This is a genomic window from Flavobacterium pectinovorum, assembly GCF_006438875.1.
Lineage (GTDB): Bacteria > Bacteroidota > Bacteroidia > Flavobacteriales > Flavobacteriaceae > Flavobacterium > Flavobacterium pectinovorum_A.
Genome location: NZ_RCZH01000006.1, coordinates 210,581 through 226,722 on the forward strand (window position 1 = coordinate 210,581; position 16,142 = coordinate 226,722).

The 16,142-nt window shown below is 39.3% G+C and carries 8 protein-coding genes; all 8 read left to right on the plus strand.

The window, feature by feature from the left end; translation table 11 throughout:
* The first annotated feature begins 12 nt into the window (after nt 1–12).
* The 8 genes from EAH81_RS10680 to EAH81_RS10715 all read left to right on the plus strand — a co-directional run bounded on the left by EAH81_RS10680 (nt 13) and on the right by EAH81_RS10715 (nt 16,102).
* Complete coding sequence (locus EAH81_RS10680; RefSeq protein WP_140506776.1) at nt 13–1,122, plus strand: hypothetical protein; 1,110 nt, start codon at nt 13–15, stop codon at nt 1,120–1,122.
* Between the two features lie 63 nt (nt 1,123–1,185).
* Nucleotides 1,186–2,352 carry a hypothetical protein gene (locus EAH81_RS10685; RefSeq protein ID WP_140506778.1) on the plus strand — a complete coding sequence of 389 codons (1,167 nt, stop codon included), beginning with the start codon at nt 1,186–1,188 and terminating at the stop codon, nt 2,350–2,352.
* Nucleotides 2,353–3,024: 672 nt separating this feature from the next.
* On the plus strand, nt 3,025–3,564 hold the full coding sequence (locus EAH81_RS10690) for a phage tail protein (protein ID WP_140506780.1): 540 nt from the start codon (nt 3,025–3,027) through the stop codon (nt 3,562–3,564).
* A 35-nt stretch (nt 3,565–3,599) separates the two neighbouring features.
* A complete protein-coding gene (locus EAH81_RS10695; RefSeq protein ID WP_140506782.1) occupies nt 3,600–4,139 on the plus strand; it encodes a phage tail protein in 540 nt (179 codons plus the stop codon).
* Nucleotides 4,140–4,155: 16 nt separating this feature from the next.
* Nucleotides 4,156–4,695, plus strand: a complete 540-nt coding sequence (locus EAH81_RS10700) for a phage tail protein (RefSeq protein WP_140506784.1) — start codon at nt 4,156–4,158, stop codon at nt 4,693–4,695.
* Between the two features lie 72 nt (nt 4,696–4,767).
* On the plus strand, nt 4,768–5,898 hold the full coding sequence (locus tag EAH81_RS10705; RefSeq protein ID WP_140506786.1) for an ABC transporter substrate-binding protein: 1,131 nt from the start codon (nt 4,768–4,770) through the stop codon (nt 5,896–5,898).
* The gene (locus tag EAH81_RS10710; RefSeq protein ID WP_140506788.1) at nt 5,895–6,833 is read left to right on the plus strand and encodes a formyltransferase family protein; all 939 of its coding nucleotides are present in this window, start codon (nt 5,895–5,897) and stop codon (nt 6,831–6,833) included. Before EAH81_RS10705 ends, EAH81_RS10710 begins: the two co-directional genes overlap by 4 nt.
* A 14-nt stretch (nt 6,834–6,847) precedes the next feature.
* On the plus strand, nt 6,848–16,102 hold the full coding sequence (locus EAH81_RS10715) for a T9SS type A sorting domain-containing protein (protein ID WP_140506790.1): 9,255 nt from the start codon (nt 6,848–6,850) through the stop codon (nt 16,100–16,102).
* Nucleotides 16,103–16,142: the final 40 nt, after the last annotated feature.

A 16,142-nucleotide genomic window follows, 5' to 3' on the forward strand; every position in this document is an offset into this window, starting at 1 on the left:
AAACCAATTATTATGAACACAAATTTCAACGGAATCTGTTATCAGCCATTTCCTCATGGATATGATCCATCATTGGCAAATAACACGCTTATTTTTTTTGGAAGCGATATTGCTTATGATGCTATGGCACCAATTTGGGGAGATCATTATACGTCAAAAGGTGGCAGCTCCTGCAACTTGCAAGGTCCAAATAAAGCTAGAAATGACATTCCGACTTTGCAGAACATGGGCGTTAATCTAATTCGATTGTATGATTGGGACCCAAGAAATCCTCATTTAAAATTTTTAGATTATTGTGAAGCACATAATATAAAAGTTTTAGTACCTGTTTCTAATTACTTTTTATTAGAAGGTTTACCGTTAAGAAATGACAAAATTCCAGAACTGATCCATTCTTTTTCTAATAGCAATGGTACAGATTATCACAGTGCAATTGCAGGAATCATTATTGGAAACGAACCTAGAGTCAGCCATTTTACTGTTCAGGATTGTATCGCCTTTACCACTACATTTGCAGAAGTTGAAGCTTCAAAATTTAGCAGTTATAAACAGTTACCTATTGGTCATCCTGTAGATTTTAATACATACGGAGGGGCTTATCCATGTTTTGGTTTTTGGGACACTTTATTCGCAAGCTTAAATAATGTTACTGCAAAAAACTTAAATAAAAGATTATTTCTGGCTCCGCAAACTTATAACCAAGCAGAATATCTTTTTAAAAATGCAGAGGGTTCCGGTAAAGGCTATGTCGATCTAGCTTATGAAAAATATCAAAAGCCAATTTTATTTACAGAAATTGGATATGACAGAACAAATGCTAATTATGAGCAAGTTGTACAAGGACAATTGTCTGGAAGTATTAGTTATGCTGCCCAGAATCCGAACAAACTAGTTGGAATATGTTTCTTTCAGTTTGCCGATAAGGTATGGAAAGCGGGTACTTCTGAAGGTTCTTTTGGCGCAAATAGTCAGGGAGACGGAAAATTGTGTACGATAAATTACGTCAATGGCGATTTTACACACTGGGATAGTAAAGACATTCAAAATGTTCCGCTAAATGTAAATAACTTGGTCCATACCCCACTCTATGATGTTGTTGTAAAAAATTATAAGAAGGTTTAATCTTTTTCTAGTTTCAAAAGCTAAAATCATAAGTTAAAAAGCAGATTCCTAAAAACCACAAAAATGGTACAGCAACACGAAAAGTTATCTCAAAACGAAACACAAACTTCTGCGGCAAATGCCGGTAATAATGCTGTTCAGTTAAAGGATAACAGAGAATCAAGTTCTGCACAAAAAACGCTTCTTAAAAAAGCTGTTGGTCAGGAATCTACTTTTAAACCCATTCAAAAAAAAGAAATTGAGGCTAATCAAATAGTTGCGAAAGCTTTACAGACAAAATCTTTTGCAAGTTCTCAACCTCAGATACAATTACAAAAACTAAATCCGATACCTAGTCCTGTTGTACAGCGAACGGTACTTTCTAAAGTGCAAAGTCTAAGAAAAGGCGGAACACAGATTGTTTATTATTCCACTTATGATCCAAGCCAGGAATTTGAAAATCAATTTGATGCGTGGAGACTCGATACGAGATTAGCAAATGAACAGAATAACTTTGATGAAGAAGCCCGATATCCTACAGTATTTACGCATTATAATACAGATTCTCATAATGTCCCACCATCTGTTGGGAAAGCTGGTCCGCACACGGTAAGTCACTCTTCTCTTTCGTATCGACTTTCTAAAAAAATAAGAAAAAGCCCTACGCTGAAAAAATTACGGGATGAACAGGTTGTAACTGTCGAGGAATTCATTAAACTATTAGAAACCGAAGCTCCAAAGAGATTCAAAGACAACCAGCGTGAGCGTTTAATTAAGGATTATAAAATATCATACAAGAGGCTTAATAAAATAATTGAAGGCGCTAAAGAAAATTACAAAGGCGAAGGTCATGAATTACTTATGCGCCTTATACAACTTAATCCCTACACGGTATATGGCAAAGGAACTAAAGTTTCTAGCGGTAGAATTAAACATAAAGGCGAGCGCAAAGAGGATGATTTTGAAACTTCTATAGATGATAAGGCAAAATTTACAAGTCAGGATAACTACCATAATTTTAAAAGCAAACGCAAAAAATTATATAAAGATTCCAGTGACGAAGAAAAAGAAAAGGACGATGAACATAAACACAAAGACAAAAAAGGAAAATCAGTATCTCTTTCGCCAATGGATGTAATGATTCTTCTGGGAAGAACAGTAAGAGGTGCTTTGTATATTATGAATCAGGGCGATTGGGATGCATATGAACTGTATAAAACAAATAATCCTGAAAATAAATATCCAAGGTAATCCATTTTTATTCTACTATTTCTGCCTGAGAGAGGTTTAAATTTTAACTCTGTTTTAAACAAGGTACAGGATCTTATTTATTTCGAAAGTGGTAATACCTTCGGGAATTATTTAGTAAAATTTAGTAAAAATTACTGCCATATTATTCAGAAGTAAATCTATTCTTGGGCTAAAATAAGAATATCCTTAAAAAAACTCTGTATAACAGATAGTTATATCATATTTTTTTATAAATTTATTCTTTCAAATCGGCAAAGCATACTTCAATATAAGCCTACAAAGATATTCCTCATCAAATCTTTCCATACAATTTCTGCATTTTGATTGAAAAATAATCAAGCTTATTCAGGAACAATCAATCAAAATTACTGTGACACTAAAAAACGATTCTATGACAAGAAATAACTGTTCTATGTCATATTATTCAGATTTTATGTGTTCGATATTTAATTTTAAAAGTTGAAAAGAGAAATGATAGTTCCGGAATGTTGCTAAAAAATGTCTTCTTAAAAAGAAGATCGAATTAGCTAAGGTTCTTTAAAACAGGTAAAAACACCTGCTCCTGAGAGAGTTATATAAACTAATTTAGCATAGTATTAAAAACTGCTATAACCTAAAAACAGATTTGATATAAAAGCAACTATAAATATTAACTACTAAAACTAACAAATTATGGAAGGAACAATAGGAGAAATTCGCCTTTTTGCGGGAAATTTTGCACCTAGAAATTGGTCTTATTGCAATGGAGCGCTAGTTGCCATTCAAAGTAACACAGCCCTGTTTTCGATTTTAGGAACTTATTATGGCGGAAATGGTACCACAAGCTTTGGTTTACCAGACCTTAGAGGTCGTGTAGCTTTAGGTGCCGGACTAGGCCCGGGTTTATCTGATTACAGTATTGGAGATATTGCCGGATCGAGCAGTATTACTTTAACAACTGCAGAAATCCCTCCGCATACTCACATTTCTTCTGCAAATGTTGTGGTTTCCGCATACTCAGATGAAGGCGATGTAAATACTCCAAATGGAAATGTTCTGGCAGCCAAGACAGGTATGTTTAGTTCGGGAGGTGCAGACACTAGTCTAAAACCAATTCCTTATCCTGTAGCAGTTAGTTTGGCTGGTAATAATCAACCCTTACAGCTAAATCAACCATCAATAGGTATGAACTACATTATTTGTATGTATGGGGCTTTTCCTTATCGTAACTAATTCTGATTACATTTTTAACTCTTAAAAAAATTATTATGGAAGGAACAATGGCAGAAGTTCGCTTATTTGGAGGCAACTTTGCACCTAGAGGCTGGCATTTTTGTGACGGCACACAAATTAGTATATCACTATATGATGCTCTTTTTGCATTAATTGGCACAACATATGGCGGAGATGGAGTACAAACATTTAATCTTCCTGATCTTCGCGGGAGAATTCCTGTAGGAGCAGGACAGGGACCAGGCCTTTCTAACATATTACTTGGTCAGTCAGCCGGTTCAGAATCAGTAACAATGTCAACTTCTCAAATGCCGGGACATAACCATGTGGGAACGGCCACTATTGCCCCTCCGGCTTTGGCAGGACCTGGCACTGTAGGTACTCCAACCGATGCTATACTAGCTGGTTTGGCAGGAGCCTATTCGAGCCAGCCGGGAGATACTAGCCTAAAGGCTGAAACCTCAGCTATAACCCTTGCAATAACTGGACAGGGAATCCCTTTTAGCATTATACAACCTTACCTATCAACAAATTACATTATTTGTATGGAAGGTGTTTTTCCAACTAGAAATTAACTAAAAAAATATAACCATGGAAGGAAATGTATCAGAAATTCGCTTATTTGCTGCCGATTTCGCGCCTAAATACTGGGCCTATTGTGCAGGACAATTACTAGCAATAAATACTAATAATGCATTGTTTAGCCTTTTGGGTACAACCTATGGCGGCAATGGAATTCAAACATTTGCATTACCGGATTTTCGAGGACGCGCTCCTATGGGTACCGGACAGTCGCCTAGCGTACCTTCGTACGTATTGGGACAAAGGTCTGGCGCACCTACTGTAACAGCACTTCTTTCAAACTTACCTAGTCATACTCACGTAGGAACGGGTTCATATTCGATGGGTGCTTTATCAGACGGAGGAGATGTAGGTACTCCAACAGGAAATAATCTGGCAGCTCTGACAGGACTTTACTCTGTTGCGACACCTGATACTGCGCTGCGCGCTATTACACCAACCATAACAGTAGGTGTAACCGGAAATAATTTACCAATACCAGTTCAACAACCTTACTTAGGTTTGAACTACATTATTTGTTTGTACGGAGTCTTTCCTTCAAGAAATTAAATTTAATTGCCAATATAAGGGCGTCCTAACGTTGATCTTCTCGTTGAACGCCCTTACCATAACCAAAAACATATGAATATAGCTTTACTTTTGCCCCGCTCTGTTCTTTATCCTTCCATATCTTTTGATATTATGGATGGATTAAAAACTTGCCTAAAAAATTTGGGTCTTGACGGAGCACATCAAATAGTATCTGCCAGTATAGGCGTTGCCGCAAAAAACGAAGAAATTCATACTACTTGCGAAGGGCTATTATTAAATGATACTGATGTAATCGTGGGATACATGAATCCTGTTTCGGCTGAATTTGTTCAACCTCTTTTTGAAAGTTCCGGCAAAATATTAATCGTACTGGATAGCGGTTATCATTTTCATTCTTTTGAAGGAAAACTATCAAATGTATATTTTCTTTCCTTGCAAGGAAGTTTGTGTTCTCGCGCCATTGTGCGTAAAGCATTTGAAGATGGTCAAAATAATTTTGCTTTTACCTGTTCTTTTTATGATGCCGGTTATCGCTCTCCATATGCTTATGCTGTTGCAGCGGAAGAAAAAGGAGGTGCAGTTAGGTATAATCACATTACACCTTTAAAAAAATCAGACTTTAATTTAGAACCATTAGCCCAATATCTGGAAAATAATAAAGATGTTGCGGTACTTACTTCCTTTTGTGGAGATATGGCGGAAGATTTTTTTAGAGAAGCTAAAAAATTCGAAAGTATTTCAGCTGCAAAAACATACGGAAGCGGTTTTACTGCAGAAGAATTATGGCTCAGTAAAATACCTTATCCGGGATATGACTGGAGCTGTTCAGTTCCGTGGTCATCAAAAATAGAATCAAAAGAGAATAGTGAATTTGTAAATGCTATGGAAAGCATTAAAGCAAATAAAGCAAATGTTTTTTCTCTTTTAGGATGGGAAGCTGCTTTGTTTATTTCGATAATGAACAAAAATTCATTAGATGGGCTTATCATCAATTCGCCACGAGGATCTGTATTTATAAATCCTAATACGGGCTTCTCAGAAGCTCCTGTTTATTATGCGAATGTTACCAAAAATGAAGAAACCGGCAATTGCCATTTAGATACAATAACAGAAGTAGAAAATCTGGATCAGGAACGAGAAAGTTTACAGCAAAACATCAATGCTATAAAAGATACGTTAACGAACTCCTGGCTTAATGCTTATGCCTGTTTAGATTCATGAGTGCAAAACGCGACATAATTGTCTTATGCAATCATCGTATGGCTTTTGCTGCTATACAAACATTTTTTGCTATTGGCAGATTGCACACGATTGCAATACCAATACATAATGATGATATTAAAGATTTCTGCTTTGCTTTTGCCTCTCAAACGGGTATTAATTTAGTACTGCTTGAAAAAGAAAAACTAAATATCCAGTTAGAAGAATTAACTAAAGACACTGATATAAAATATGTATTTACGATGACATTTCCATGGAAAATACCTTCAGAAAGTCTAGAACAGCATCCAAACCTGTTTTACAATTTTCATTATGGGCTTTTACCTGAAATGAGAGGATCTGATCCTGTATTCGAATCTATTAGACAACAAAAAAAGGAAACCGGAATAACAGTTCATGTTATTGAGAAAGAAATTGACCGTGGTGCAATTATATTTAAAAAGGAATTACCGCTGGATGTTCCTGTTACACATGGTTTATTGTGTACGAATCTTTCTTATTTAGGTTCACATATTATTCCTGAAGTATTGACTTTACTTGAAGCTAATACTAAGGGAATTCAACAAGAAGAAACAATATCACATTATTATAAAAGACCTAATGCCTCGGACGTATGTATCAATTGGCAAAACCAAGATGCAAAATCTGTAGAAGCATTAATAAGAGCCTGCAATCCCTGGAATAAAGGCGCTTATACACAATGGAACGGATGGAATATACGTATTCTGGAAGCTTCTCTAACAAGCTTTAAATCTGAAAAACCTCAAAACCCCGGAACTATTTTGAACATAAACGAAGAAAAGGGACTTATTATTCAGTGTTATAATGATACACAACTTCGTATAAATATTGTTTATACGGATGAAGCATTTATGAGTGGGCACAAGTTGCTCATTTTTGGTCTAAAAAACGGCGAGCACTTTGCCACTTTATAATTAATCAATCTATTATGAAACATTTTTACTCACAAATTAAAAACTTCCTAAATATCGCCTTATTCTTAGGGATATTTATGCAAAGTTATTTAGCCAGCTCTCAAACTACTTTGTCAGTTGGAGATATCATCTTTACGGGATATGATGCTACAGCTACTCCCTCGGTTTCGACTAGTGACAGTTATTCGTTTGTACTGCTTGTTCCTATTTCTGCCAATACAGTAATTAGTTTTACTGACAGAGGATATAACGGTAGTACCTGGCAAGCAATAGTTGGTAATACCGAAGCAACTGTTACATGGACTTCTGCGACCGCTATTCCTTTGGGTACAGAAATCTTAATTAGTGGTCTCACTGCTTCTACCTATAATCCAACTACGCTTGCCTTAACACAAAATGGTGTAGTGACAGTTACGGAAGGAACTCCTGCAAACGGCTTGTCCTTATCTACCGTTGGTGATCAGATCGTTGCTTTTCAAGGCGGTTCTGGTTCAATTACCGGTAGTGGTGTAAGTCTAAAAGGCGGGCTTAGCTATGCAACATGTAATGCCGCTACTACCACAGCTGCAACTTGGGATGTTCCCGGTGCAACCTGTACAATTGGACCTAGTACCTCTGCCATGCCTCCGGGTATTGCCAATGGTACAAGTGCATTCTATACGGGTACACTAGCTGGTGGTGCCGTACCACAATCTGCTAAATTTACGGGTACAGGACCTTTTGCAAACGCTGCGGCAATTAAAACTGCTGTAATGAATCCGGCGAATTGGTCGTTTTCTGCAACAACTCAAACTATGCCATCTGGCGCTCCTTTTCTGGGAGTACCACCAACAATTACTGCTAACCCGCCTAACAGAACGCTTTGCGTAGGTGGCAGTACTACTCTACCAATTACAGCATCTAATGCAACTTCTTTTCAATGGCAAGTAGATACCGGAAGTGGTTTTGCAAATCTATCAAATGCTGCGCCTTATTCTACTGTAACGACAGCAACCTTAACTATAACAAATGTAACTGCTGCAATGAGTGGCTATTTGTATCGTTGCGTGGTAACCGGAGTAGGAACAATAAATTCTAATTCCGCTACATTAACAGTTCCTAATACAACTGTTACTACGACTTCTTTAACTAATGTGAGTTGTAATGGCGGTAATAACGGATCTGTAACAGTTGCTGCTTCAGGAGGAATCCCACCATATACCTATTTATGGTCGCCATCAGGAATTACTTCGGCAACAGCCGGCTCACTTCCTGCAGGAAGTTATACAGTGACAGTTACGGATAATATTGGATGTCCTAAAATTTATCCTGTCACTATAAGCGAGCCTACCCTGGCCGCTTCTTCACCATCTGTTAGTTCACAGCCTGCTGCATACACAGCCTGTGCAGGATCGACTGCTACATTTAGTGTTACAGCAACTAATACAGTAACTTACCAATGGCAGGTAGATGATGGTTCAGGTTATACTAATATCACTAATGGAGGAATAACTCCAAGTTATTCGGGAGCAAATACAACAAATCTTAACATTGGATCTGTTACAACAGGAATGAATGGTTATTCCTATAGAGTTGTACTTACAAGTTCATGTACAAATTCTATAGTATCAAATGGTGTGGCACAATTGAGTGTTACTCCATTACCGGTTGCTACAGCTACTCCATCATCGCAAACAATCTGTAGCGGAAGCTCACTTGGTATTGCACTAACTTCGGCACCTACAGGAGCAAGTTTTGCATGGACGGCAACTCTTACATCTGGTACCGTTAGCGGATATTCTGCCAGTTCAGGAACAACTATAAATCAAACTCTTACCGGTAACGGTGTGGTTACTTATACGGTAACTCCAACTTTAAATAGTTGTCCTGGTGCGCCAATTACAGTAGCTGTTACTGTTAAGCCATTACCAATAGTAACATCGATTCCATCTTCTCAAACCGTTTGTAGCGGATCTTCTACAAACATAGCATTGATTTCTACTCCTACTGGTGCCACTTTTTCATGGACAACAGCGACAGCAACCGGTACAGTTAATGGTGCTTCTGGAAGTTCAGGAACTACTATTGCTCAAACTTTAACGGGCAACGGTACGGTTAACTATACGGTAACTCCAACCTTAAACGGTTGTCCGGGTCCTCCAAGTATAATAACTGTAACCGTAAATCCTTTGCCGACAGCAACAGCAACTCCAGCTTCAAAAATAATTTGCAGCGGTACAGCTCCTAATATAGCTTTAACATCAACACCAACAGGAGCTGCTTTTTCATGGACAACGGCTCTTACTAGTGGTACGGTTACTGGTTTTTCAGATAGCTCAGGAACAAGCTTAAATCAGGTTCTTTCAGGTGATGGAGTCGTTACTTATACCGTAACTCCATTAATTAATAGTTGCCCCGGAAATCCTATTACAATACCAATAACTGTTTTAGGACTAACTTCAATAACGACACATCCTAGCTTAAGTGCTATCTGTGTGGGGTCAAATGCTACTTTTTCGGCAATTGCTTCTAATGCTACGTCATATCAGTGGCAAGAAAACACTGGCTCTGGTTATTCAAACCTAAGTAATAGTTCTATATACTCAGGCGCTACTACTGCGACACTTACTATAACAGGTGCTACTACAGCAATGAATGGTAATTCATACCGAGTTATCGCTACAGGAACTTGTGCTCCTGCAGCAGTTTCAAATGGTGCAACTCTTACAATATATAATATCATTGCCAATCCAACCCAAGTAAATGTAAGTTGTAATGGTGGTAATACAGGTTCTGCAACAGTTACTCCTTCTGGAGGAACCGGATCATATACTTATCTTTGGTCTACTGGTGCTACCACACAAACATTGTCTAATTTAACACAAGGAAATTATAGCGTAACCATAAACGACGCTAACCTTTGTCCGACTTCACAAAGCTTTACCATCACAGAGCCTGCTGTATTAGTAGCTGCTCAGAATACATTTGTTAATCCTAATTGTAATGGTGGTACTAACGGATCTGCAACTGTTGCCGCTTCAGGAGGAACTTTACCTTATACTTACTCATGGTCACCATCAGGAGGAACAGGGATTACAGCTTCAGGACTTTCGGACGGTACATATACTGTTACCGTTACCGATGGCAAAGGTTGTACAGCAACACAAGCTTTTACACTTGTAGAGCCAACTCCATTTGCTGTAACGACTTCACAAACTGATGTACTATGTAATGGAGCCCCAACTGGAGCTGCTGCTGTGACAGTTAGTGGAGCAACAGGACCTTATACTTATTCATGGGCACCCGCCGGTGGAAGTAATAATACAGCATCAGGACTAACTGCAGGAACTTATACGGTAACTATTACAGACAGCCATACTTGCTCTACAACAAGAAGTTTTACAATATGGGAACCTGCTGCATTGGTTGCTACCGTAGGTTCGACTACAGATGTAGATTGTTATGGATTTGCAACAGGATCTGCAACCGTAAATGTAACAGGCGGAGTCGGTACTTACTCTTATTCATGGGCACCATCAGGAGGTACTGCTGCAACTGCTTCAGGATTAACTGCCGGAACTTATACAGTAACAGTTACCGATGCTAACTCATGCTCGACAACACAAACTTTCACAATAAATCAGCCTACTTTTGCTATATCAGCAACTACTTCTTCAACAGGAGTAAGCTGCTTTGGCGGAGCAAACGGAACTGCAAGTGTGACTGCATCAGGAGGAACAGGAGCTTATAGCTATTCTTGGGCACCTTCTGGAGGAACAGGATCTACTGCTTCAGGATTAACTGCTGGAGATTATGACTGCACCATTACAGACGCAAAAGGTTGTACATTAACTAAAACTATCAATGTAGGAAGTCCTACTCAGCTAACTGCAACAATTGCACCGACAAATGTAAGCTGTAATGGAGGAACTAACGGATCTGCTTCTGTAACTGCATCCGGAGGAACTGGTACATATACTTATATATGGTCTCCTACTGGCGGCAATGCTGCAACTGCAACAGGACTTGCTGCGGGAACTTATACCGTAACAGTTACTGATGCAAATAGTTGTACTGTATCTGAACCTATAACTATAACTGAACCAGCTGTTTTAACAGTTACACCATCTCAGACAGATGTATTGTGTAATGGAGGAGCAAGCGGAACAGCTACTGTAACAGCAACCGGTGGAACTGGAACTTATACTTATGCATGGTCACCATCTGGTGGAACTGCTGCAACGGCAACAGGACTTAATATAGGAAACTATTCTTGTCTGGTTACAGATGGTAATGGTTGTAGTTTTACTCAAAACTTTTTAATTACCGAACCTCCAGTTCTTACTGCTTCAATAAGCAAAATAGATGCAACTTGTTTAGTAGGAGGTCAATCAACAGTGAGTGCTAGTGGCGGTACAACTCCATATAGCTATTCATGGTCTCCATCTGGTGGAACTGCTGCAACGGCAACAGGACTTAGTGCGGGAAGTTATACAGTTACTATTACCGACGGAAAGGGATGTACAACTACCCAATCCGCGACTATTAATACAACTAACACACTTGTTGCTGCTACATCTCAAACAGATGTTTTATGTAATAGTGCAAATACAGGTTCAGCTTCCGTTACACCTTCCGGAGCTCCGGGTCCCTTTACTTACGTATGGTCACCGTCAGGAGGCAATGCCAATACGGCAAGCAATCTTACTGCAGGTAGTTATAATGTAACCATAACTTCTGCTAATGGTTGTTCTATTGTAAAAAACTTTACAATTATTGAGCCTGCTGCTTTAGTAGTTACTCCATCGCAAATCGATCTGTTATGTAATGGTGCAACTACAGGAGAAGCTTCTGTAAGCGTAACAGGAGGAACTGGTGCATACACCTATTTATGGGCGCCATCTGGTGGATCTGCAAATACAGCAACAGGACTTAGTGCCGGAACTTATACAGTTACTATTAAAGATGCTAACTTATGTCAGACCACACAATCATTTACAATCACAGAACCTAGTGCTCTTACTGCTACAATAACTCCAACAAATATAAGCTGTAACGGAGGAACTACAGGAGCTGCAACAGTAACTGCAACTGGCGGAGTTGGTACTTATACCTACGCATGGGCACCTTCTGGTGGAACTGCTGCAACAGCAACAGGACTTACCGCAGGAACTTATACCGTAACAGTTACTGATGCTAACAGCTGTACAACAACTCAAACTGTTACCCTAACTGAACCAGCTCAATTAGTAGCTTCTGCAGGAAGTCAAATTGATGTTACCTGCAATGGATTTAACAATGGATCTGCAACGGTGAACGTAACCGGAGGATCTGGTACTTATAGCTATGTTTGGGCTCCATCAGGCGGAACTGCTGCAACAGCAACAGGACTTAGCCCGGGAACTTACATCGTAACCGTAACAGATGCAAACAGTTGTACTACAACTCAAAATTTTACAATTACAGAACCAACTTTATTAACTGCTGCTATTACGGGGCAAACCAATATTTTATGTAATGGTCAAGCCAATGGAGCTGCAACTGTAACCGCAACTGGCGGAAATGGTACATATACCTATGCATGGGCTCCATCAGGCGGAAATGCTGCAACAGCAACAGGACTTAGTCCGGGAACTTATACTGTAACCGTGACCGATACTAATAGCTGTACTGCAACTCAAAGTGTTACAATCACAGAACCTAGCGCTCTTACTGCTACAATAGCTCCAACAAATATAAGCTGTAACGGAGGAACTACAGGAGCGGCAACAGTAACTGCAACTGGAGGAAATGGTACATATACTTACGCATGGGCACCTTCTGGTGGAACTGCTGCAACCGCAACAGGACTTACTGCAGGAACTTATACCGTAACGGTTACTGATGCTAACAGCTGTACAACAACTCAAACTGTTACCCTAACTGAACCAGCTCAATTAGTAGCTTCTGCAGGAAGTCAAACTGATGTTACCTGCAACGGATTTAACAATGGATCTGCAACGGTGAACGTAACCGGAGGATCTGGTACTTATAGCTATGTTTGGGCTCCATCAGGCGGAACTGCTGCAACAGCAACAGGACTTAGCCCGGGAACTTACATCGTAACCGTAACAGATGCAAACAGTTGTACTACAACTCAAAATTTTACAATTACAGAACCAACTTTATTAACTGCTGCTATTACGGGTCAAACCAATATTTTATGTAATGGTCAAGCCAATGGAGCTGCAACTGTAACCGCAACTGGCGGAAATGGTACATATGCTTACGCATGGACTCCATCAGGCGGAAATGCTGCAACAGCTACAGGACTTAGTCCGGGAACTTATACTGTAACCGTGACCGATACTAATAGCTGTACTGCAACTCAAAGCGTTACAATCACAGAACCTAGTGCTCTTACTGCTACAATAGCTCCAACAAACGTGAGCTGTAACGGAGGAACTACAGGAGCCGCAACAGTAACTGCAACTGGAGGAAATGGTACTTATACTTACGCATGGGCACCTTCTGGAGGAACTGCTGCAACCGCAACAGGACTTACTGCGGGAACTTATACCGTAACGGTTACTGATGCTAACAGCTGTACAACAACTCAAACTGTTACCCTAACGGAACCATCTCAATTAGTAGCTTCTGCAGGAAGTCAAATTGATGTTACCTGCAACGGACTTAACAATGGATCTGCAACGGTAAACGTAACCGGAGGATCTGGTACGTATAGCTATGTTTGGGCTCCATCAGGCGGAACTGCTGCAACAGCAACAGGACTTAGCCCGGGAACTTACATCGTAACCGTAACAGATGCAAACAGTTGTACTGCAACTCAAAATTTTATAATTACAGAACCAACTTTATTAACTGCTGCTATTACGGGTCAAACCAATATTTTATGTAATGGTCAAGCCAATGGAGCTGCAACCGTAACCGCAACTGGCGGAAATGGTACATATGCTTACGCATGGTCTCCATCAGGCGGAAATGCTGCAACCGCAACAGGACTTAGTCCGGGAACTTATACTGTAACCGTGACCGATGCCAAAAGCTGTACTGCAACTCAAAGTGTTACAATCACAGAACCTGGCGCTCTTACTGCTACAATAGCTCCAACAAATATAAGCTGTAACGGAGGAACTACAGGAGCGGCAACAGTAACTGCAATTGGCGGAGCTGGTACTTATACTTACGCATGGACACCTTCTGGAGGAACTGCTGCAACCGCAACAGGACTTACTGCAGGAACTTATACCGTAACGGTTACTGATGCTAACAGCTGTACAACAACTCAAACTGTTACCCTAACTGAACCAGCTCTTTTAACTGCTTCGATTACTGCTCACACAAATGTTTCTTGTTATGGAGCAAGTAATGGATCTGCAACAGTAAGTGCAATTGGCGGAACTGGTACTTACACCTATATTTGGGGACCATCAGGTGGAACTGCTGCAACGGCAACGGGACTTAACGGTGGAACTTATACAGTAACTATTACTGATACTAATAACTGTACTACAACACAAACCGTTACCATAACTGAGCCTATAATTCTCGCTGCAACAACTACACAAACAAATGTAACTTGTGGAGCAAATAATGGATCAGCAACCGTAGCAGCAACTGGCGGAACAGGTTTATATACTTATGCATGGTCTCCATCAGGAGGAAATGCTGCCACAGCTACAGGACTTAGTGCAGGAAATTATACCGTAACTATAACTGACGCAAAAGGATGTACAATAATAAAATCAATAAGCATACTAACAACTCCTGATGTAACAGCTCCGGTACCAAATTTGGCTACTCTGCCAACTATTACCAGTAACTGTTCCATTTTATCAGCTCAGATTTCTGTTCCAACAGCGACTGACAACTGTGCAGGAATAATTAATGCAACAACAACAAATCCTTTAAATTATACAACGGTTGGTACTTATGTAATTACATGGAGTTATGATGACGGACATGGAAACATTTCGACTCAAAATCAAACACTTAATGTAACTGCTTCTCCTTTAAATCTGGTAACTTTTAGCGATGCTCAATTTACTTATAACGGAAGCCTTAGCACATTACAAGTAGCAAATCTTCCTGCAGGAGCGACAGTAGCTTATGCTATTACTCCAATAACAGGAACAGCAAACGGTGCAACCAATGCGGGGGTTTACAGCATAACTGCAACAGTAACACCATCTGTAAGTACGCCAAATTGTTCTCCAATTACTCTTACTGCGCAGCTTACTATTAAAAAAGCAGCACAGCTGATTACTTTTGGAGCATTACCAGTAAAAACTCTGGGAGGAACCAACACCTTTAATTTAGCAGCAATTGCTAATTCAGGATTGGCAATACGCTACTCATTTACATCTCCTACTGCCCTGCCGGCTGCAAATGTTTCTGCAACTACAGGCTTAGTAAATCTACTGAGACCAGGTTCAATATTAATTACTGCACATCAGGATGGTGACGCTAATTACTTAGCAGCTCCAGACGTTTCACAACTTCTTATTGTTAAGAATAATGACATAACGATTGCAAAAATTACTATTGGTAATCAAGTATTTCTGACTCCAGCCAAGAATGCGAATATTAAATATGTAATGTTATGTGATGAAAATAATCCAAGCGTTTCTATCTTAAACGAAACAAATGCTACAATTTTTCCATCTGCTAATTTTAGTGTCAATACTCCAAAACCGGGAATTTATACACAAATCATAACTGTTACATCGGAAGACGGAAGTACAACGTCCAACTATACAATAACCGTAGAAAAACCATTTGGGTTCTTTGACATTGTACGTCAAAAATTCAATAACGTTCTTCTTGTAAATAACAATCCTTTAACCAATGGAGGTTATGAATTTGTTTCTTACGAATGGTTTAAAAATGGTCAATCGATTGGAACCGGTCAATATTATACTGCAGGAAATGCTTTAGGAACTACACTAGATCCTACCGCAGATTATAGCGTAAAAATGACTACAAAAGATGGAAAAGTACTGCAAACCTGCAAAAGCAAAATTTCACTATCGAAATCAGCGGAAGCTAAACTTTATCCAAATCCAATTCAAGTAGGAAAAACAATTACTGTTGAAGCAGATTTCCCGGTAGAAGAATTGGCAAGCATGCAAATTAGCCTTTATTCTGTGTCAGGTCAATTGATCAAAACAGTTAAATCATCTACAATACAAACTGAGATAGAATTGCCACAAGCAGAAAGCAGTATGTATATTGTAGTTATTGAAACTGCTAATATCAAGAAAACACTTAAAGTAATTGTAAATAAATAAAATCTGCCAGTACTATTTCCTTAATAGTACTGGCATAAAA